A 19,996-nucleotide genomic window follows, 5' to 3' on the forward strand; every position below is an offset into this window, starting at 1 on the left:
AGGAAAGTCCGTCCCCCCACAGCGAGGATCAGCCCATGGCCTTTGACCGTCCGCCGGATCCCGGAGCCCCGCCGAGGCGTGACGCGGCCGCGCCGGACGCGTCCGCGGAGGCGTCCGACGCGGCGCTGATCGTCCGTTCGCGGCGCGAGCCCGACGCGTTCGCGGTGATCTTCCACCGGCACTTCGCCGAGATCCACCGCTACGCCGCCCGCCGGCTCGGCTCCGACGCGGCCGACGACATCGCCGCCGAGACCTTCCTGGCCGCGTTCCGCAAGCGCGGCCGGTTCGATCCGGCGCGCGGCACCGTCCGGCCGTGGCTCTACGGCATCGCGACCCGGCTGGTGTCGCAGCACCGGCGCTCCGAGGGCCGCCACTACCGGGCGCTCGCGCGCACTCCCGCCGAGCGCGCCCAGGACGGCCACGACGACCGGGTCGCTGCACGGGTCACCGCCGGCGGCGCCGGCGCCGAGCTGGCCGCCGCGCTGGACCGGCTGCCGCGGGGGGACCGGGACGTCCTGCTCCTGGTCGCGCTCGCCGACCTGTCCTACGAGGAGGTCGGGCAGGCGCTCGGCCTCAAGACGGGCACGGTCGCGTCCCGTCTGAACCGCGCCCGGCGCCGCCTGCGGGAGGCGCTCGGCGGAACGAATCCGGCCCTGATCGTCGAGGAGTCGACTGCGTGAACGCCATGGACATGAACGAGTTGAACCAGGTCAGGGAACTGCTGCGGGAGCCGGCACCGCCCTCCGCCGAGGTCTCCGCGAAGGCACTGAGCAGGCTGGAGGACGAGATGGCGTCGGACCGCGGGCGCCTCCTGCGGCTGTCGTCCGGGACGCGGCCGTGGTCCGGGTGGACGTTCCGGATCGGCGTCGGCCTGGTCGCCGCCGGTGCGGCGGCCGCCGCCGTCATCGTGGTCACCGGGCAGGGGTCGCCGGGTTCGACGCCGCACCCGCCGTCCGGCGTCGACCTCGGCAGGCAGGCGGTGCTGGCGGCGGCGCAGAAGGCCGAAGCGCAGCCGGCCGGCAAGTACTGGCACGCCGACGTCATCAGCGGCCAGTCGTACGTCGTGCGGGCGAAGTCCGGCGCCGCGTACGCGATCGTCGGCGCGCACAGCGAGCTGTTCGGCTGGCACGGCGTGAAGCCCGGCATGGGGGAGATGTACTACGACCGTGATCTCCCGGTCCACCCGCTGACGGCGCGAGATGCGGCACTGTGGCGCAAGGACGGAGCACCGTCGAGTTTCCGCGTCTGGTCGGGCGACAAGCACCTCACCCTCACCACCAAGGCGACGAAGTGGCGGTCGGAGGGTGCGAATGTGGGCCTGGACCCCAACGGCGGCGGAAGGTTCGCCTTGGGCAAGTCGGCCAAGGAGCTGCAGAACCTTCCCACCGACCCGGCCAAGCTCACCGAAATGTTCCTGGACGAGACCAAGGAGTCGGGGCAGAAGGCCGAAATGCAGAGACTGGCCCAGCACGTCGGGCCGCAGGTGCTGCCCAACATCAAGATCCGGACGGTGTCCGCGCTTCTGGGCGGCCCGACGCCGCCGAAGGTCCGGGCCGGCCTGATCCGGGCGCTCACCGCGCAGAAGGGCGTCCAGGCGATCGGCCGCGTCACCGACCCGCTGGGCCGCCCGGGTGTCGCGCTGGCCGGCTATTCCCTTCCCAGCACGGACAACGGGGAGTTCGGAACGCCGAAGAGCGAGCAGGGGACCTATCGCTCCCGCAACGTGATCGTCTTCGACGAGCGCACCGGCGCGCTGCTGGCCCTGGAGAACCAGCTGACCGAGCCCGGCGGCGCGTACAAGAAGATGAAGCCAGGGTTCGTCATCAACTACGAGCTGACGCGCGCGTCGGGCTGGGCGGACACCAGGCCGGAGCCGCCCGCGAAGCTGCCCTTCTGATCGAAGTTCGTCGGCACCGGTAAGAAACGAAGGGCCGCGACCACCTTCATCGGTGATGGCATACCCGGACGAAGGGCTCTGATCGTGTCGGATCCCGATGACAAAGCCCGGTTCACGGCGCTGTACGACGCGTACTACGCGCGCGTCCACGCCTACGCCGTGAGCCGGGCGGGGCAGCAGGTCGCGGAAGAGGTGGCCGGTGAGACCTTCCTCATCGCCTGGCGGCGGATGCGCGACCTGCCGAAAGAGCCGCTCCCCTGGCTGTTCGGAATCGCGCGCAACGTGCTCCGCGACTCCTACCGCGCCAGGGACAGGCGTGCGGCGCTGGAGAAGGAGTTGCGGACGTGGGCGTCGGGCGAACCCGGCGTCGGTGACGTCGGCGAGTCCGTCGTCGAGCGTGCGGAGGTGCTGCGGGCGCTGGCGTCGCTGTCCGGCGACGACCGCGAACTGCTGACCCTGATCGCCTGGCACGGGCTGTCGGCCGGCCAGGCGGCCAGGGTCGTCGGGTGCTCGAAGGCCGCGTTCTTCGTGCGGCTGCACCGCGCGCGGCGACGTCTGGAACAGGCCCTGGCCGCGGGGGCGAGCGCGCCCGGCGACCGGGCGGTGCCCGTAGCCGTGCTGACCAAAGGAAGAGAGGCCGCCCGATGAGCCGCGATGTGCTGAACCGCCTGGCGGAAGCCCGCCCCCCGCAGCTGGACCCGGCTGACGATCCGGCGCGCCGGGAACGCGACCTGGACCGGGCCTTCGCGGCCGCGCAGGAGCGCACGGTTCGCAGCATTGCCCGCCCGGCCCGCTGGACGGCCCTGGTCCTCGGCGTGGCCGCGGCCGGAGCCGCCGCGGCCGTCGCGATCGCGGCCACCGGCCAAGGATCGCCGGAGACCCCGCCCAGCGTCGACCTGAACAAGCAGGCGGTGCTCGCGGCGGCGGAGAAGGCCGCGCTGGTCCCGACCGGGAAGTACTGGTACTCCAACCAGATCCAGGGGCAGTCGTACATCATGCGCCCGAAGACCGGCACGTACGCGATCGTCGGGGCGCACACCGAGACGTTCGAGTGGTCGGGCGCCAAGAGCGGCACGGGCGAGGCGTTCTACGGACGGGACATCCCGTCGCGGCCGCTGACGCCGAAGGACGAGGAGCTGTGGCGCAAGGCGGGCGCGCCGTCGAAGTTCCGCGTGTGGTCCAACGACCACTACTACACCTACGACCACCACTCGTCCTCGTGGGAGGTCGACGACCCGGACCCGAAGGGCGGCGGCACCTTCCTCGGGGACATGACGGTCGAGAAGCTGCAGAACCTGCCCACCGACCCCGCGAGTCTCGCCGCGATGTTCTTCAAGGACCTTCCGTCCAGGGACAGGTCTACGGATGGGCCTGACCTGAAGGGTGTCCAGGAGCGGCTGGTGCAGTTCGAGAAACAACCTGTGCCAGAGGACCCCCAGGCCCGGGCCAAGCGCGAGGAGAACATCAAGGTGCTGCGGGCGCAGGTCCTGGAGATGCAGCGGCGGATGAAGGAGAACCCTCCGAACGTCGCCGCCGCGGACCTCGCCCGTGCGAAGGTCATGCGCGTCGAGGATCTGATGATGGGCGCGCCGCTCTCGCCTGCGGTGCGGGCCGGGCTGATGCGGGCCCTCGCCGCGCAGCCCGGGGTGAAGGCCATCGGATCGGTGACGGACTCGCTGGGCCGCAAGGGGGTCGCGCTGGCCGCCGCGGACACCCCCACCCGGATCGACGGGGAGTACGGGGCGCCCGCTGCCGAACAGGGCTCCTTCGAGTCCCGGGAGGAGATCCTTTTCGACCCGAAGACCGGTCAGCTGCTCGGTAGCCGCAGGGTGCTGACCCGCCCGGGCGGGGCCTACAAGGCGCAGGCACCCGGTTTCGTCATCAACTACTGGCTGGTGCGCGACTCGGGCTGGACCGACACCAAGCCGAAGCCGCCCGCGAAACTGCCCTTCTGACCTCCTGAGCCGGGGGTGGCCGCTGCCGTTATCCGTGGTGAACGCCGCCTCCCCGCCGATGCCCTCGCCCACCGTCCGGGCGGGGGCATCGCGCGTTCAGGGCCTGCGGGCTTCGAGGCCGTCCAGGACGCAGGCGAGGCCGAACGCGAAGCGCCCCTCCAGGACGTCGCCGGTCTCCTTCATCCAGATGTCGCGGATGTGCGTCGCCAGCCCGGGCCGCTCCTCGTCCAGCTGGGACAGGTACGGGCCTAGACCGTCGAGCAGCTCGGCGGAGGTCGTGCCGGTCTGGTTGCGCTGCCAGCTCGCCTCGCTGCCCGCCGCGCCGATGACGTAGTCGACCACGGCCGACCAGGCGTATTCGAGGTCGAAGCCGGTGAATCCGGTGGTGCCGAACGCGGCGAGGACCTCGTCCAGGACGCGGGTGGCGTTCGGGCCGATCATCGGGCGGCTGCCGAACAGCGTGACCGTCCACGGGTGCCGGTGGATCATCGTGCGGAGGCTGCGCGCGTACCCGGTCGCGGCGTCCCGCCAGTCGTCCCCGCGGGGGATCACCACCTCGGCCATCACCCGGTCGATGGCCAGCTCCAGCAGCTCGTCCTTGTTCGCGACGTGCCAGTACACCGAGGTGGCACCGGAGTTCAGCCGGGTGCCGAGGCGGCGCATGCTGAGGCCGTCCAGCCCCTCGGCGTCGAGCAGTTCGAGCGCGGCGTCCACGATCTGCGTCCGGGTCAGGGCGGGCTGGGCGCGCCGCGTTCGCGGGGGCCGCACCCAGACGGACGCCGCCCTCTTCTCTTCGGCCATCGCGCTGCCCCCTCCTCGTTCTCGTACAGAGTACAGGGACTTGAACATCGTACGAGGGTAGTCGTACAGTGTGCGAGTCAACTCGAACACTGTACGAGAAAGGTCGCTCCGATGAACCGGGACCCGCATCCGCGGCGCTGGCAGATCCTCGGCGTGCTGTGCCTCAGCCTCTTCGTCGTGATGGTCGACAACACGATCCTCAACGTGGCGATCCCGTCGCTGCTCAAGGATCTGGACGCCACCACGTCCGACGTCCAGTGGGTGATCGACGCCTACTCGCTGGTCTTCGCCGGGCTGCTGATCACCGCCGGCAGCCTCGGCGACCGGCACGGCCGCCGCCGCGCCATGCTGATCGGCTTCGTCCTGTTCGGCGCCGGGTCGCTGCTCGCCGCCTTCGCCGCGAACCCCGCGCAGCTCGTCGCGACGCGGGCCCTGATGGGCGTGGGCGGCGCCCTCCTCATGCCCGGCACGCTGTCGATCATGGCGCAGGTGTTCGGGCCGGACGAGCGGGCCAAGGCGTTCGCCATCTGGGGCGCGACGTCCATGGTCGGGCTCGCCGCCGGGCCGACGCTCGGCGGGTTCCTGCTGGAGCACTTCTGGTGGGGCTCGGTCTTCCTCGTGAACGTGCCCGTCACGGCCGCCGCCGTCGCCGGCCTGCTGATCCTCGTCCCGGAGTCGCGGGGGCCGCGCCGCCGCCCGGACGTCCCGGGCGCCGTCCTTTCCACGGCCGGGATGGCGGCGCTGGTGTGGGCGATCATCTCCGGTCCGCAGCACGGCTGGACGGACGCCCGCACCGTGGCCGCGGCCGCATCCGGCTGCGCCGCGCTCGGCCTGTTCGTCTTCTGGCAGCACCGCAACCCCGAGCCGATGCTCGACCTCGGCCTTCTGCGCCGCCGCGCGTTCTCCGGCGCCGCCACCATGATCGCGATGTTCGGCTTCGCGCTGGCCGGGGTGATGTTCGCGCTGACCCAGCTGCTCCAGCTCGTCCTCGGCTACGGCCCGCTCAAGGCGGGGCTCGCGCTGCTGCCCGTCGCCGTCGCGGCGGCCGCCGGCAACGGCCTCGGCGCCTCGCTGGAGGCACGGTTCGGGGCCCGTCCCGCCCTGGTCGGCGGGTTCGGCGTCCTCGGCGCCGGACTCGCGGTGCTCGGGCTGACCGACCCGCGCGACGGTTACGCCGTGCTCGCCGTCGCCCTGGTCGTCGTCGGCTTCGGCGCCGGGCTCGGCAGCCCGGCCGCCTACGCCACGCTGATGTCCGCCGTCCCCCCCGAGGAGGCCGGGGTCAGCTCCGCCGTGAACGACGCCGGGCAGGAACTCGGCACCGCCCTCGGCGTCGCCGTCCTCGGCAGCGTCGTCTCCGCCGCCTACGCCCGCGCCCTGCCGGACTCCGCTCCCGCCGCAGCCCGCCACTCCCTCGGCGAGGCTCTCGCGGCCGGTGACCCCGGCCTCGCGGACGCAGCGAAGGACGCCTTCGCCCATGCGCTCTCCGTGGGCTCCCTGGCGGCGTCCGGCGTCATGCTGGCCACCGCCCTCTTCGCCGCCCTCGTGCTTCGCAGTGCCCCGGCGCCCGCCGGGGGCGCCGAGCCGGAGAAGCTCCTCGAATCGGCGTGAAAGCGGATCCGGGGACCGGCGGAGTAAGGATGACGACCAACCCCCGGAGGTGCCCAATGCCGGACCCCGCACAAGGGGCGGCCGAGTGACCGCCCCGACCGAGACCGGACGGGCGGATGACGAGGCGCTGCTCGCCTCGTCCGTCCGCGACGGCGACCGCTTCACCGCCGTCTACGACCGCCACTTCGCCGACGTCCACCGCTACGTCGCCGGACGGCTCGGCCCGCAGACCGCCGACGACGTGGTCGCCGAGACGTTCCTCGCCGCGTTCCGCCGCCGCGGCGCCTTCGACCCGGAGCGCGGCACCGTCCGGCCCTGGCTGTTCGGCATCGCGACCAACCTGATCGCCCAGCACCGGCGCGCCGAGACCCGCCGCTACCAGGCGCTCGCCAAGATCGGCGCGGACCGCGACCCCGGCGGCCACGACGACCGCGTGGCCGCGCGGGTGACCGCCGAGGGAATGCAGCCGCGGCTCGCCCGCGCCCTCGGCGGGCTGTCCCGCAAGGACCGCGACGTGGTGCTGCTCGTCGCGCTCAGCGGCCTCACCCACGCGGAGGTCGCCGAGGCGCTCGGCGTCCCGTACGGGACCGTCGGCTCCCGCCTGAACCGGGCCCGCAGAAAACTGCGCGCCGCGCTCGACATGGAAGGAACCTGACCATGGACGAACTCCAGATGATCGCCACGATGCTGGACGAGCCGCCGGAAGCAGGCACAGCGGCGCGCGGCCGGGCCCGGCTGGAGCGCGAGATCCACTCGCCCCGTCGTGCGTCCCGGCGCATGTTCCGGATGCCCAGGCTCGCCCTCGGCGGGTTCGGGCTCGCCGCGGCGGCCGCCGCGGCCGCGGGCGCCGTCGTGCTGTCGTCCGGCACGGCGCCCCGGGCGCCCGACCGGCCCGCCGCGTCCCCGGTCTCGGCCCGCACCGTGCTGCTGGCGGCGGCCGTCAAGGCGGAGGGCGCCCCGGCCGGCCACGGGCGCTACTGGTCGGCGGTCACCCGCGAGGGCGGCCACGTGATCACGGACGGCCGCGAGTACTACTCTGTGCGCGAGATCGGCCTCTGGGACGCCGGGCCGGGGAAGACCGCCTGGGTCGGCGAGCACAGGGTCAGCTGCCGCGACCTCGGCCCCGCGCCCTCCGGCGGCCCCACCGTGATCGGTCCTGCCCCGACGAACGAACCGGGCAAGCCCTCGCCGGCACCGGCGAGCGGCGCGACCCCCTGGACGAAGGCGAAGGTCAAAGGCGGGGAGGCGTTCCGGCTCGCCGACTGGGAGGGCGCCACGGCACCGGACGTGCGGAAACTGCCCGCCGACCCGCAGAGCCTGCGGCGCTTCCTGGACCGGGCGCTCAAGCAGGTCCCCGGCCACGTCGACTCCGCCGAATGGCTGATGAGCAACGCGCAGAAGCTCGGCGCGGCACCGGTGAAGCCCGGGGTGCGCGCCGCGATGTACCGGCTGCTCGCCGACTCGCCCGGTATCCGAACCCTCGGCTCCGTCACCGACCCGCTCGGCCGGCGCGGCGACGGTGTCGCCCGGCAGGTCCGCGCGGGCGACACCGTCGTCGACGAGCGGCTGGTGATCGACCCGGTGACGGGACGGCTGCTCGCCCAGGAATCCGTGCTGGTGAAGCCGGGCAAGGCCTGGGGCGGTGCCAAGCCCGGGACGGTGGTCTCCTACAGCGCGCTCGTGTCCTACGGCTGGACGGACAAGGTTCCCGCCTACCCCGTCGAGCAGACGGGGCTGACGCCCTAGGCGAGCAGGTCGGACGGGGCGGTGCCGGTCTCGGTGAGGGGGAGGCCGAGCGCCGCCCGTTCGGCCAGCCAGCCGCTCGGACGGTAGCGCGGATCGCGGGTCGCGTCGTGCATCTGGCCCAGGACGTCGAGCACGCGCTCGGCGCCGACGTGGTCGCCCCACTCCAGAGGCCCGCGCGGGTAGCCGAGCCCGAGCCGGACGGCGGTGTCGATGTCCGCGGGAGCGGCCAGCCGCTGCTCCGCGATGCCGCAGCCCACGTTGACGATCGACGCCAGCAGCCGCGGCGCGACGGCCACGGGCGCGTCCCGGACGACGCTCACCGGCCGTCCCGTGGCGAGCAGGGCCGCGAGCGCCGCGCGGCCCGCGTCCGGGTCGAGCGCGGGCTGCACGGTGAGCGTGAGCCGGCCGAAGAACCCGAAGAACCCGTCGATCCCGAGAGTCCTCTCACCGGGGAGGCCGTTGGCGACCTGGTCCGCGACGCTCATGTCCGTCGAGGCGTCGACCAGCAGGACGGCGTGCCCGGACGGCTCGTCACCCCCCTCGACCTCCACCCCCGCCTCTGACAGCAGGAGACCCAGCGTCTCCCGATGCTGCGGCTCCTGGAACCAGACCGGCCGGAAATCGGTGGCCGGCGCGGTGGCCTCGGCGGGCTCCTGCCTCACCCCGTCCACGTACTTGTAGAAGCCCTCGCCGGTCTTGCGGCCGAGGAGCCCGGCCTCGACACGGGCCCGGCCGATCCTGGACGGACGGAACCGCGGCTCCGTGTAGAAGCCCGTCCAGATGGACTCCATCACCGGGTGCGACACGTCCATGCCCGTGAGGTCGAGCAGCTCGCAGGGGCCCATCTTCAGGCCCAGGACGTCCCGCGCGATGCGGTCGATGTCCGCGGGCTCCGCCGCCCCTTCGGAGAGGATCTGCAGGGCCTCCGTCACCAGGCCGCGCCCAGCGTGGTTGACGAGGAAACCAGGCGCGTCCGGCGCGAGAACGGGTTCGTGACCGAGACGCCTCACGAGGTCGGCGAGCGCACCCGGGATCCACTCCGCCGTACGCGCCCCCGGAATCACCTCGACCAGCCGCATCAACGGCACCGGGTTGAAGAAATGAAGGCCCGCCATTCTGGACGGGTCCTCCAGCGCGGCGGCGATCGCCGTGACCGGCAGCGAACTGGTGTTGGTCACCAGGATCGTGTGCTCGGGGCAGACCTTCTCCAGGGACGCGAACAGCTCACGCTTGGTCTGCATGTCCTCCCGGGCGGCCTCCACGACGAGGTCGCAGTCCTGGAACGGGGTGAGCGGCTCGCCGACCGGCCGCAGCCGCCCCTTCGCCGCCTCCGCCTCCTCGACGGTCATCCGTCCTTTGGCGACGAGCTTGTCGAACATGGCGCCGATGTATTCGGCCGCCTGCACCACGGCCTCCAACCGGATGTCGGCCAGCTCCACGGTGAGCCCGCCCGCCGCGGCGAGCTGCGCGATCCCGCGCCCCATCGCCCCGGTGCCGATCACCCGGATCGTCGTCGCCCGCCGCGCCCACTGGTCCACGGTCGCCTCCTCGCTCGGTCCGCCTTCTACGCATTCAACCGTCCGCTGGATGGAAGCCCGGACGCGGCCCTCCCGGACCGGGGTCGTAACCTGCGAGGTGCCCGCACCCCAGCCCGAGGAGCCCACCATGCGCGACGCGGTGATCTGCGAGCCGCTGCGTACCCCCATCGGCCGGTTCGGCGGGACCCTCAAGGACGTCACGCCCGTCGAGCTCGCCGCCACCGCCATCCGCGCCCTGGTCGAGCGCACCGGCCTTCCCGGCGACGCGATCGACGAGGTGGTCCTCGGGCACTGCTACCCAACGTCCGACGCCCCCGCGATCGGACGCGTCGCCGCGCTGGACGCCGGGCTGCCCGTCACCGTCGGCGGCACCCAGCTGGACCGGCGGTGCGGGTCCGGGCTCCAGGCCGTCCTGAACGCGGCCATGCAGATCCAGACCGGGGTCAGCGACGTGATCATCGCGGGCGGCGCGGAGAGCATGAGCGGCGCCCCCTTCTACACCACCCAGGCGCGCTGGGGTGTCCGAGGGCCGTCCCTCGAACTGCACGACGCGCTCGCGCGGGGCCGTGTCACCGCCGGCGGCGATAAATACCCCGTGCCCGGCGGGATGCTGGAGACCGCGGAGAACCTGCGCCGCGAGTACGGCATCGGGCGCCTGGAGCAGGACGAACTGGCCGTCCGGTCCCACGAGCGCGCCGTCGCCGCCCAGCGGTCTGGTGTGTTCGCCGAGGAGATCGTCCCGGTGACCGTCCGGTCGCGCAAGGGAGACACGGTCGTCGACACCGACGAGCACCCGCGTCCCGGCACCACGGTCGAGAGCCTGGCGAAGCTCCGTCCCGTCCTCGGGAAGACCGACGACCAGGCCACCGTGACCGCCGGCAACGCCAGCGGGCAGAACGACGCCGCCGCCGTCTGTGTCGTCACGACCCGGGAACGCGCCGCCGAGCTGGGGCTGCGCCCGCTCGTCCGGCTGGTCTCGTGGGGGCGCGCCGGCGTGGCGCCGAAGACGATGGGGATCGGGCCCGTCCCGGCCACCGCCAGGGCCCTGGACGCCGCCGGGCTGACGCTCGCCGACATGGACCTCATCGAGCTGAACGAGGCGTTCGCCGCGCAGGTGCTCGCCGTCACCCGCGAATGGGGCCTCAAGGACGACGACTGGGACCGGGTCAACGTGCACGGATCCGGGATCTCCCTCGGTCACCCCGTCGGTGCGACCGGCGCCCGCATCCTCGCGACGCTCGCCCGCGAGATGCACCGCCGCGAGGCCCGCTACGGCCTGGAGACCATGTGCATCGGCGGCGGCCAGGGTCTGGCGGCCGTCTTCGAGAGGGTCTAGGGCCACTAGGTCAATGTGGGCGCGAGGCCGGGGGCGGCGAGCAGGACGAGTCCGAGGGCGATCATCACGGCGCCCAGCGGCCTGCTGACCCGTTCCCCGTGCCGCCAGACCTTCTCCACCAGGATCACCGCGGCGATGACCCCCATCCAGACCAGGCTCATCATCCCCGCGGCGAGCAGGACGGCCATCAACGCCCAGCAGCACCCCAGGCAGAACGCCCCGTGGCGGACGCCGACGAGCAGCGCGCCCGGCGGGCCGGCCGTGATCCGCTCTCCGTGCCGGACGACGACGGCGAGCGGCGAGCGGCACAGCCGCAGGCACGCACGCTTCAGCGGAGTGAGCTGGTAGACGCCCGCGAGCAGCAGCACGGCGGCGCCCGTACGCACGGCGGCCGCGGAGTCGCCGGCCGTCACGGCCGACTGGAAGGCCAGGAAGAGGCCATAGGCAGCCGCCCCGGCGGCCGCCCACACGAGCAGGTAGCCGGCCGCCAGCGTGTACGCCGTCATGCTCGTCCCGTCCCTGCGGCGCACGAGCCGGTCGATCCGCACGATCACCGGTGCGACCGCCGGGAGCATCATCGCCGCCATCATCACGAGCCAGGTGCCGAGGAACAGCCCCGCGCCCATGGACCGGTCCATCGGCATGGCGTCCATCCCGTCCATGGAGTCTCCGGGACGGGCGGCGCCGGTCAGGATCCCGGCACGCATGTCCGGTGTGGCCAGGTGATGGACCGCCAGCCACGCGATCGCGGAGAGGACGACGAGGACCCCGACGAACACGAGCTCGTGGGGCGCGGGCCGGGCACCGGTCCGCCGCCGGGGCACCGGGACCGGCGGAGCCCTCACTCCGGTCCGCTCCAGTCGAACGGGATGTGCTTGCTGGAGCGGCCCTCCCAGTCCCAGGTGAAGCCGTAGGCGTCGACCTGGTCGGCGACCGCCCGGCCCCACGTGGCGACCTGCCCGGGCCCGGTCTCGGAACCGGGGGGGTTCAGGGTCTGCACCCGCGCCCCCTCGGGTGTCGTGGGGCCGGTCAGCGCCTCGGCCCTCGCCACCACCCGGCCGGGGACCTCCGCGTTCCAGGTGGCGAGGTCGTCATCGACGGAGATCGTGATGGGCGAGAATTCGAGTCCCCTCATCTCGGGACCGAACATCGCCACGAACTGGGCGGGCCATCCCCCGGCTTCGCCGCCGAAGATCTTCCCGAGGGCCTCGCGCTGGGAATCGTCGGCGCGCTCGTCCAGGAAGACGCCCGCGTAGGCGTCGGAATGCTCACCCCACGCGTTCCCGACGAAGGAGCCGACCATCAGCACGTTGAGGCCGTCGAGCACGACGTCCCCGTACCGCCCTTCGCGGATGTGCCACGCCAGCACACCGTCGCAGTCACCGAAAGTAGGAGCCTGTGCATAGGTGCACGGGCACGGGATGGTGCATTTGCAGACGTCGAACCAGTCGCCGGTGACGTGCCATTGAGGTGTCGCGGTGGTCTCGGTCATAGCCTCCCCCTCAGATCGCGCTCCCGCCGCGTCTGGGGGTGCCGGGCCGCCGGTCACGGCAGACCTCTCCGACAATCGTTACAAAAAGCCCCATCAAGGGCCAGACGGCGCAGGTAAAACTCCCGTGCCCGGACCACGATCGCCTGGTCAGTCCCGCTTTGCCGTCCAGGACGGGTCGCGGCCGGTCATAGCGATGAGGCGGGCGAGCGGGGGCGCGTCCTCCGGGACGTCGACGGCGGCGTCGAACAGGCCCGGGACCCCCTTGCCGCCGCTCTGCTCGACGGCAGGTGCGACGAAGGCGAGGCACGCATCGATCTCGTCCTCGCCGATGTCGTAGGGCTGGCCGCTGGCGCGGGAGATGTCCCAGCCGTGCACCACCAGTTCGTTCATCGCGACGTGCCCGGCCTGCTCGCCCGGCAGGTCGACACCGCCCGCCGCGGTCATGCCCTGCCACGCGTCCGGGGCGCGCCAAGCGGCGGCCAGCGCGTCAAGTTGCGCGGGGACGCGGGTGCGCCAGTCCGGGGGCAGGCTCGACGCGTCGGCGGACGGCGGCTGCGACGGGCCCTGCGGGAAGTTCTTCGACGCGGCCCAGGTGAAGGCGAGCGACAGCCCGTTCACGTGGTCGATGAGCGCGCCGAGCGAGGTTCCGGCGCAGGGCGTCGGCTCGTCGAGTTGGGAATCGCTGACACCCGCGAGCAGGGCGGCCATCCGGCGCGTGGCGGGCGCGAGATCGGGCATCGGGGTCATGGGAGTCCTCCGTTTCGCCGTACCGGTGTGCGGGACGCCGGTGGACGCGGCCCGCCTGATGGTATGGACTCGTGGACCGCCCGATACTCATCGATACTCTCACCAGCGAATGTGACCGCATAAGCTACTACCGAGTAGTATTCGGGCCCCGGATGAAGGGCAGTCTGTCGCGAGCCCTACTCTGACTGCCATCGCCGTACCCAGGAGGACGGAACCGTGTTCTGGATCACGTTGGTCATCGGGCTCGCCGGAACGGCGGCCGCGCTGGCGCTCGCCGGCCGGCGGGTGCTGTTCCTGTACGGAATCGCCACGAGCGGCCAGCCCGACCCCGAGCGGACGTTGCAGGTCAGGCGCGCGCCCAAGAAGGCCGTCGAGGGTCAGGCGGTGGAGGTGCTGGGGCAGCGCAAGCTGCTGAAATGGACGCTGGCCGGTGTTTCGCACGCGGCGGTGATGTGGGCGTTCATTCTGCTGATCACCGTGTATCTGGAGGCGGCGGTCGCGCTGCTGTTCGGGCTGGACGCCAAGATCCCGGGCTTGCAGACCTGGGGGCCGATCGGGTTCGTGCAGGACACCATCGCGCTGGCCTGCACCGCCGGGCTGATCACCTTCACCGCGATCCGGATCAAGAACTCGCCCAAGCGGCTGGACCGCGGTTCGCGGTTCGCCGGTTCGCACCTGTCCGGCGCGTGGATCACACTGTTCATGATCTTCAACGTGATCTGGACGATGTTCTTGTTCCGGGGTGTGGAGTGGGCCAGCGGCAACCTGCCCTACGGCAGGGGCGCCTACTTCTCCTACCTGGTGGGGCACGCCTTCGAGGGCCTGAGCCACGACACGCTGGAGGTTCTGGAGTCGGTCGGGCTGCTGGCCCACATCGCGGTCGCGTTGATCTTCCTGGTGTTCGTGGTGCATTCCAAGCACCTGCACATCTTCCTGGCCCCGCTGAACGTGATGTTCAAGCGGCAGCCGGACGGGCTGGGCCCGGCGCAGCCGATGATGTCGGGCGGCAAGCCGCTGGACTTTGAGGAGGCCGACCCCGACGAAGACGTGTTCGGCCGCGGCAAGATCGAGGACTTCACCTGGAAGGGTCTGCTGGACATGGCGACGTGCACCGAGTGCGGTCGCTGCCAGTCCCAATGCCCGGCCTGGAACACCGGCAAGCCGCTGTCGCCCAAGATGCTGGTGCTGGAGTTGCGCGACCATGCGCTGGCCAAGGCGCCGTACTTCACCGCCTCGCAAGAGCAGCGGGAGGCCTTCACCGACGAGCAGAAGCTGGCCATGCAGGTCGATAGGGAACTGGTCGGCGAGGACGGTGTCATCCATCCCGACGTGCTGTGGTCGTGCACCAACTGCGGTGCGTGCGTGGAGCAGTGCCCGGTCGACATCGAGCACATCGACCACATCCTGGACATGCGCCGCTTCCAGGTCATGATCGAGTCGTCGTTCCCGTCCGAGGCCGGGGTGATGTTGAAGAACCTGGAGAACAAGGGCAACCCGTGGGGCATGTCGGAGACCAAGCGCCTGGAATGGGTGCAGGAGCTGGACTTTGAGGTCGAGGTCGTCGACGACAAGGTGTCCGAAGACACCGAGTACCTGTTCTGGGTGGGCTGCGCCGGGGCGCTGGAGGACCGGGCCAAGAAGACCACCAAGGCGGTCGCCGAGCTGCTGCACATCGCGGGCGTGAAGTTCGCGGTGCTGGGCCCGATGGAGGCGTGCACCGGTGACCCGGCCCGCCGTTTGGGCATGGAGTTCGTCTTCCAGATGCTCGGCCAGCAGAACGTGGAGACGTTGAACGACGCGGGCGTGACGAAGATCGTCGCGACGTGCCCGCACTGCTTCAACACCCTGGCCAATGAGTATCCGCAGATCGGCGGGAACTATGAGGTCGTGCACCACACCCAGTTGCTGGCGCACCTGGTGGAGGAGGGCAGGCTCACCCCGGTGGCCCCGATCGAGGAGAACATCACCTACCACGACCCGTGCTTCCTGGGCCGTCACAACAAGGTCTACAAGCAGCCGCGCGACATCATGGCGACCGTGCCCGGGGTGAAGACGAAGGAGATGCACCGGCACAAGGACCGCGGTTTCTGCTGCGGCGCCGGCGGCGCCCGGATGTGGATGGAGGAGCGCATCGGCAAGCGCATCAACACCGAGCGTGTGGACGAGGCCCTGCAGACCGATCCCGACACCGTGTCGACGGCCTGCCCGTTCTGTCTGGTGATGCTGGGTGATGCGATCAACGAGAAGAAGAACCAGGGCGAGGCCAAGGAATCGCTGGAGGTCGTGGACGTCTCCCAGCTGTTGATCCGCTCCATCAAGGGCGAAGGCACCACCCCCGAAAAGGAACCCGCCACCACCGAGTAGCGCACGTCGGCACGCCGAAGGACCCCGGGCTCTGCCCCGGGGTCCTTCGGCTTCCAAGGGTCAGGCGCCCGGTTCCAGAGGTGGCGTGTCCTGCTCCGCGTCCGGTTCCGCGCCCAGGTCGGGCGGGACGGCGATGAGCACGTCGCGCAGGGCGTACAGGGCCTGGTACGGCAGGATCTCCCGGGTCGCGAGATCGTCGACGGCGGCGAGCGGGCCGTGCGCCGTCCGGGCCAGCACGATCAGCTTCGCGTGGTACGGGTCCAGGCCCGGCAGCGAGGCGAGCAGCCGCTCGGGCGCCGAGTTGACGTCGATCAGGCCGCCGTCGTCGAACGTGCGGGGCAGGTCGGGACGCCCGACGCCGAGCCGGCGGGCGATCGACGGGTGGTGCGCGGCCAGCGACCGCGCCTGCTCCCTGCGGACCCTCCGCTCGATCAGCCGGACGTCCAGGACGGGCATGCCGCTCTGCTCCGGCAGCGGGTGCGGGTCGGAGGTGAGCAGGGCGAGGTGGACGGCGCCGCCGAACATCGTGGCCAGCAGCGCGGCGAAGATGGGGCCGTCCCACGGCGTGCTCTGGTCGGGGTCGCCGCTCGTGGCGCCGCCGATGAAGACGGCCGACAGCGCCAGATAGCCCGCCGCCGTCAGCGCGAGCCTCCAGCTCCGGCGCCGCGCCGCGTAGTAGGCGGCCAGCGCCCACGTCACCAGCCCGAAGCTGAGCACCGGGATGGAGATGAGGGCGGCCCGCACCGGCCACGGAACCCGCCGCCCGGCCGGTCTCCCGTGGAGGGACGACTCTCCACTCCCCTCGCATGGACGAACCGGTGACGGCGTCCAGACCGCGCCGGTGACGTGACGGTCCGCGGCCTCGACGGCGGGAGCGCCGTCGGCGAGCATCGGCCGGGCGGGCGGGACGGCGGGGATCATGCCCGCGGCGGGCGCGAGCAGGTCGTCGGGTGGCGCGAACACGGGCTCGGGCGGATCGTCGGCCGGCTCCCGCGCGACCGGCGCCGCCAGCGACGGATCGGACCGCAGAATGCCGACGTGCAGGTCCCGGAGCCGTTCACCGGGCTCGACGCCGAACTCCGCGGAGAGGAAGTCGCGCGCGTCCCGGTACGCCGCCAGGGCCTCCGCCTGCCGGCCGCACCGGTAGAGCGCCAGCATCAGCAGGCAGCGGAACCCCTCCCGGAGCGGGAACTCGCCGACCAGCCGGAGCAGTTCGGGCACGAGCCGCGCGTGTTCCCCCAGCTCCAGCCCGACCTCGGCGCACGTCTCCAGGGCCGCCGCCCGGGTCTCCTCCAGACGCCCTCGTGCCGCGTCGAAGAACGAGCCGTTCAGCCCCGCGAGCGCAGGGCCGCGCCACATGGCCAGCGCCTCGCGCAGCAACACCTCGGCCCGTGCCGCATCGCCCGCCGCGCGCACGGCCTCGGCCGTCCCCACCCGCTCCTGGAAGACCTCGGTGTCCAGGCCCTCCGGCGGGACGTTCAGCGCGTATCCCGCGCCGGTCAACGTCAGCAGCCGCCCCGGGGTGCGCGGCGAGCGATCGGGCTCCAGCACGCGGCGCAGCCCGGCCACGTACTTCTGGACGACGTTCACGCCGTTGTCGGGAGGCTCGTCCCCCCACACCGCCTCGACGATCGACGCCGTCGGCACCGCCCGGCCCGGCGTCAGCAGCAGGACGGTGAGGACCGCCCGCTGCTTGCCCGGGCCCAGGTCGAGCTCCCGTCCGTCCCGCCAGGCGGCGGGCCGGCCCAGGATCCCGAAGCGCAGTGCAGGTCCCTCGCCCGGCAGCGCGACCACCTCCGCTCACCGTCCCCGGGCACCACCGCAGTCGTTCCGCAGCCCGGGCGCAGTGACCGCAGCATAACGACAGCGGTTCGGCAACGGCAGGGAGCAGTCTCCTTTCGGACATCGAGGGCGATTTCCGAAATCAGGAAGAGAGGGAACCTGGATGGCTCAGCACCGACGGCGGCCCCACGCGCCGGCCGCACTCGTCCTTGTACTCGTGCTCGCCACGGCCTGCGGGCCGGCCGAGGAGGCCGGGACGGCTTCGAAGACCGCGCCCGCGCCGTCCCCGAGCGTGTCCGCCACCGCGACGGCCAACGGGGTGGCCCGGCTCCGGGCCGGCCAGATCCTGCGCCGTGCCCGCAAGGCGACCGCCGCGGCGCGGTACCTGCGGATGCGCGGGCGGATCGAGGACGGCAAGGACAAGATCGCCATCGACTTCCGCTACGCGGGGAAGACGGAGGCGACCGGATGGTTCCAGACGGGGAAGCAGCGTGTCGAGATCACACGCATCGGCAGGGACATCTACGTGAAGGGCAACGACCCGTTCTGGAAGTCGATCGGTGGGAAGGCCGCGGTGCAGCTCCTCTCGGGCAAGTACCTCAAGACGACCACCAAGACTCCCGACTTCAAGGACATCGGCATCTTCACCGAGCGGACGGGTCTCCTCAACGAGGCCCTGAAGGCCCCGGGCACCTGGAAGAAGGGCGAGACCGGAACGGCCGGCGGAACCCCCGCCGTGAGCCTGACCCGGGCGCCCGGCGAGACGATCCAGGTGGCGACGCAGGGGGAGCCGTACGTGCTGGCGCTGACCGGCGGCCCGGGCAACGGCGTCGAGTACCTCGCGTACGAGGAACCGGTGGACGTCCGGCGGCCGCCCGCCGGCACCGTGGTCGACGGCGACGCGTTCAAGTGACCGGCCGCCCTGCCCGGTGGCACGGGTGCGCACCGGGCGGGCGGTGCCCCGCGGCGATGAGATTGCGGGCACGTACACCTGGTAGAACACCGGAATGGCCGTGCTCGTGTCCGTTCTCGCGTTCCTGATGACGCTCGCCGGCGGCCTCACGGCGATGCGGGTCCGCGACCACCGGCACCTCGTCCTCGGGCTCGCCGGCGGGCTGATGCTCGGTGTCGTCGCGTTCGACCTGATCCCCGAGTCACTGGAGATGACCCGGCACCGCCCGCTCGGCGTCCCCGCCCCCATGATCGGTTTCGCGGCGGGATTCGTGCTGCTGCACGTCGTGGAGCAGTCGGTGGCCATCCACCGCGCCCACGAAGCCGAGTACGCGCCGCACGCCCACGCGCGCGGAAGCGGCTCCGCGGGGCTGCTCGCCGCGTCCGCCCTCGTCGCGCACAGCCTGGTGGACGGCCTCAGCATCGGCCTCGGCTTCCAGTCCGGGACGGACGTCGGGATCTTCGTGACCCTCGCCGTGGTCACCCACGACTTCGCCGACGGGTTCAACACCTTCACCGCGGCCTCGCTGAACCGCGGCGACCGGCGGCCCGCCGTCCTGCTGCTGCTCGCCGACGCCGCCGCCCCGATCGCCGGGGCCGCGATCGGCACGCTGGCCACCGTCCCGGAGGCGGTCCTCGGGCCCTACCTGGGGCTTTTCGCCGGCGTCCTGCTGTATCTGGCGGCGGCCGAGATTCTGCCCGAGGCGCACAGCGTCCACCCGCGGATCATGACGCTCTGCGCCACGGGGCTGGGTCTGCTGGCCGTCCTGTTCAGCGTCGGGCTGGCGGGCTGACACCTGCCCGGGAACGGCAGAGGGCCGTCCGGTGCCCCGGACGGCCCTCTGCCGCCGATTCTGTACGGGCCGGTCAGCTCGTCAGCGACGTGGCGTAGCTCTGGTTCGACTTCAGCCACTCGTCGACGGCCTGGTCGGGCTTGCCCTTGTACTTGTTCTCCATCAGGTCCTCAAGCGAGCCGAGCTGCTTGTCGTCCATCTTGAACTTCTTCAGCCAGTTCGTGACGTCGGGCTGGTCCTTGCCGAAGTCCTCGCGGGCGACGGTGTAGATGCCGTCAGGCTTGCCCATCGCGCCCTTCGGGTCCTTCAGGTCGCGGATGGGGTACTTCGTGTACGCCCAGTGGGGACGCCACAGCGTGACGACGATGTCCTTCTTGGCGTCGATGGCCTTCTTCAGCTCGGTCAGCATCGCCGCCGTCGAGGACGTCGTCACCTTGTACTCGTCCTTCAGGCCGTACGCGGGGAGCATCTTCTCCTGCGAGACGCGGTACAGGCCCGAGCTCTTCTCGATGCCGACGATCTTGCCGTCGTACTGGCCGCCCTTGCCCTTCAGATCCTCCAGGGACTGCAGAGGCGAGTAGTTCGGCACGGCGATCGTCAGCGGCGCCGCGTCGTACCAGGCGCCGATCTTCTCCAGCTTGTCGCCGTACTGCTTCCAGTAGTCCTCGTGGGTCCCCGGGAGCCAGGAGTCCACGAACAGGTCGACATCGCCCTTCGACATGCCCGCGTACAGCGGTCCGGTGTCGAGGGTCTTGACCTCCACCTTGTAACCCTTGTCGGTCAGGAGCCGCTTCCAGAGGGCCGTGGCGGCCTCACCTTCGGCCCAGCCCGAGACCATGCCGATGGTGATTTCCTTGTCGTTCTTGCCTCCGGAACCGGAGTCGCCGCACGCGGCGGCGCTCAGGCCCATCGTCAGCGTCAACGCCGCGACCGTCAGGCCCTTGAACTTGAAGCGCATGCCCATCCTCTCGTTGGCTTGCATGGT

The 19,996-nt window shown here is 71.8% G+C and carries 18 protein-coding genes; 11 read left to right on the top strand and 7 right to left on the bottom strand.

Annotated features, from left to right (window positions below):
* The first annotated feature begins 35 nt into the window (after positions 1-35).
* The 4 genes from ACQPXG_RS02185 to ACQPXG_RS02200 all read left to right on the top strand — a co-directional run bounded on the left by ACQPXG_RS02185 (position 36) and on the right by ACQPXG_RS02200 (position 3,852).
* Positions 36-680 carry an RNA polymerase sigma factor gene (locus ACQPXG_RS02185; RefSeq protein WP_433465903.1) on the top strand — a complete coding sequence of 215 codons (645 nt, stop codon included), beginning with the start codon at positions 36-38 and terminating at the stop codon, positions 678-680.
* The gene (locus ACQPXG_RS02190) at positions 677-1,897 is read left to right on the top strand and encodes a hypothetical protein (protein ID WP_433465904.1); all 1,221 of its coding nucleotides are present in this window, start codon (positions 677-679) and stop codon (positions 1,895-1,897) included. Before ACQPXG_RS02185 ends, ACQPXG_RS02190 begins: the two co-directional genes overlap by 4 nt.
* A gap of 84 nt (positions 1,898-1,981) precedes the next feature.
* Complete coding sequence (locus ACQPXG_RS02195) at positions 1,982-2,545, top strand: RNA polymerase sigma factor (RefSeq protein ID WP_433465905.1); 564 nt, start codon at positions 1,982-1,984, stop codon at positions 2,543-2,545.
* On the top strand, positions 2,542-3,852 hold the full coding sequence (locus ACQPXG_RS02200; protein WP_433465906.1) for a hypothetical protein: 1,311 nt from the start codon (positions 2,542-2,544) through the stop codon (positions 3,850-3,852). Before ACQPXG_RS02195 ends, ACQPXG_RS02200 begins: the two co-directional genes overlap by 4 nt.
* Before the next feature lie 96 nt (positions 3,853-3,948).
* Here ACQPXG_RS02200 and ACQPXG_RS02205 read toward each other — a convergent pair whose 3' ends face one another.
* Entirely contained in the window at positions 3,949-4,653 is a 705-nt protein-coding gene (locus ACQPXG_RS02205) for a TetR/AcrR family transcriptional regulator C-terminal domain-containing protein (RefSeq protein ID WP_433465907.1), read from the bottom strand.
* Between the two features lie 111 nt (positions 4,654-4,764).
* Here ACQPXG_RS02205 and ACQPXG_RS02210 point away from each other — a divergent pair, with 111 nt between their 5' ends.
* From ACQPXG_RS02210 to ACQPXG_RS02220, 3 genes are all read left to right on the top strand, one after another.
* The gene (locus ACQPXG_RS02210) at positions 4,765-6,261 is read left to right on the top strand and encodes an MFS transporter (protein WP_433465908.1); all 1,497 of its coding nucleotides are present in this window, start codon (positions 4,765-4,767) and stop codon (positions 6,259-6,261) included.
* A gap of 85 nt (positions 6,262-6,346) precedes the next feature.
* Positions 6,347-6,916, top strand: a complete 570-nt coding sequence (locus tag ACQPXG_RS02215; RefSeq protein WP_433465909.1) for an RNA polymerase sigma factor — start codon at positions 6,347-6,349, stop codon at positions 6,914-6,916.
* Between the two features lie 2 nt (positions 6,917-6,918).
* Entirely contained in the window at positions 6,919-8,007 is a 1,089-nt protein-coding gene (locus ACQPXG_RS02220) for a CU044_5270 family protein (RefSeq protein ID WP_433465910.1), read from the top strand.
* Here the strand turns inward: ACQPXG_RS02220 and ACQPXG_RS02225 are convergent.
* Positions 8,004-9,545, bottom strand: a complete 1,542-nt coding sequence (locus ACQPXG_RS02225) for a 3-hydroxyacyl-CoA dehydrogenase (RefSeq protein ID WP_433465911.1) — start codon at positions 9,543-9,545, stop codon at positions 8,004-8,006. The two genes, ACQPXG_RS02220 and ACQPXG_RS02225, sit on opposite strands and share 4 nt — an antisense overlap.
* A gap of 127 nt (positions 9,546-9,672) precedes the next feature.
* Between ACQPXG_RS02225 and ACQPXG_RS02230 the strand changes: the two genes are divergently transcribed.
* Positions 9,673-10,881: an acetyl-CoA C-acetyltransferase gene (locus ACQPXG_RS02230; RefSeq protein WP_433465912.1), complete on the top strand. Its 1,209-nt coding sequence runs from the start codon at positions 9,673-9,675 to the stop codon at positions 10,879-10,881.
* A gap of 5 nt (positions 10,882-10,886) precedes the next feature.
* Here ACQPXG_RS02230 and ACQPXG_RS02235 read toward each other — a convergent pair whose 3' ends face one another.
* From ACQPXG_RS02235 to ACQPXG_RS02245, 3 genes are all read right to left on the bottom strand, one after another.
* Positions 10,887-11,726, bottom strand: a complete 840-nt coding sequence (locus tag ACQPXG_RS02235; RefSeq protein WP_433465913.1) for a DUF2182 domain-containing protein — start codon at positions 11,724-11,726, stop codon at positions 10,887-10,889.
* A complete protein-coding gene (locus ACQPXG_RS02240; RefSeq protein ID WP_433465914.1) occupies positions 11,723-12,373 on the bottom strand; it encodes a DUF1326 domain-containing protein in 651 nt (216 codons plus the stop codon). Before ACQPXG_RS02240 ends, ACQPXG_RS02235 begins: the two co-directional genes overlap by 4 nt.
* 147 nt (positions 12,374-12,520) lie before the next feature.
* On the bottom strand, positions 12,521-13,120 hold the full coding sequence (locus ACQPXG_RS02245) for a TIGR03086 family metal-binding protein (RefSeq protein WP_433465915.1): 600 nt from the start codon (positions 13,118-13,120) through the stop codon (positions 12,521-12,523).
* A gap of 216 nt (positions 13,121-13,336) precedes the next feature.
* Here ACQPXG_RS02245 and ACQPXG_RS02250 point away from each other — a divergent pair, with 216 nt between their 5' ends.
* Positions 13,337-15,484 (top strand): (Fe-S)-binding protein, encoded by a 2,148-nt coding sequence (locus tag ACQPXG_RS02250; protein WP_433465916.1) that lies wholly within the window; start codon positions 13,337-13,339, stop codon positions 15,482-15,484.
* 60 nt (positions 15,485-15,544) lie between these two features.
* Here ACQPXG_RS02250 and ACQPXG_RS02255 read toward each other — a convergent pair whose 3' ends face one another.
* Positions 15,545-17,278: a BTAD domain-containing putative transcriptional regulator gene (locus ACQPXG_RS02255; protein ID WP_433465917.1), complete on the bottom strand. Its 1,734-nt coding sequence runs from the start codon at positions 17,276-17,278 to the stop codon at positions 15,545-15,547.
* 151 nt (positions 17,279-17,429) lie between these two features.
* Between ACQPXG_RS02255 and ACQPXG_RS02260 the strand changes: the two genes are divergently transcribed.
* Both ACQPXG_RS02260 and ACQPXG_RS02265 read left to right on the top strand, forming a co-directional pair.
* The gene (locus ACQPXG_RS02260; RefSeq protein ID WP_433465918.1) at positions 17,430-18,179 is read left to right on the top strand and encodes a hypothetical protein; all 750 of its coding nucleotides are present in this window, start codon (positions 17,430-17,432) and stop codon (positions 18,177-18,179) included.
* Positions 18,180-18,273: 94 nt separating this feature from the next.
* The gene (locus ACQPXG_RS02265; protein ID WP_433465919.1) at positions 18,274-19,011 is read left to right on the top strand and encodes a ZIP family metal transporter; all 738 of its coding nucleotides are present in this window, start codon (positions 18,274-18,276) and stop codon (positions 19,009-19,011) included.
* A gap of 73 nt (positions 19,012-19,084) precedes the next feature.
* Here the strand turns inward: ACQPXG_RS02265 and ACQPXG_RS02270 are convergent, their stop codons facing one another.
* A complete protein-coding gene (locus ACQPXG_RS02270; RefSeq protein WP_433465920.1) occupies positions 19,085-19,969 on the bottom strand; it encodes a glycine betaine ABC transporter substrate-binding protein in 885 nt (294 codons plus the stop codon).
* Positions 19,970-19,996 lie beyond the last annotated feature (27 nt).

The organism is Spirillospora sp. CA-128828 (assembly GCF_050945415.1).
Taxonomy (GTDB): Bacteria; Actinomycetota; Actinomycetes; order Streptosporangiales; family Streptosporangiaceae; genus Spirillospora.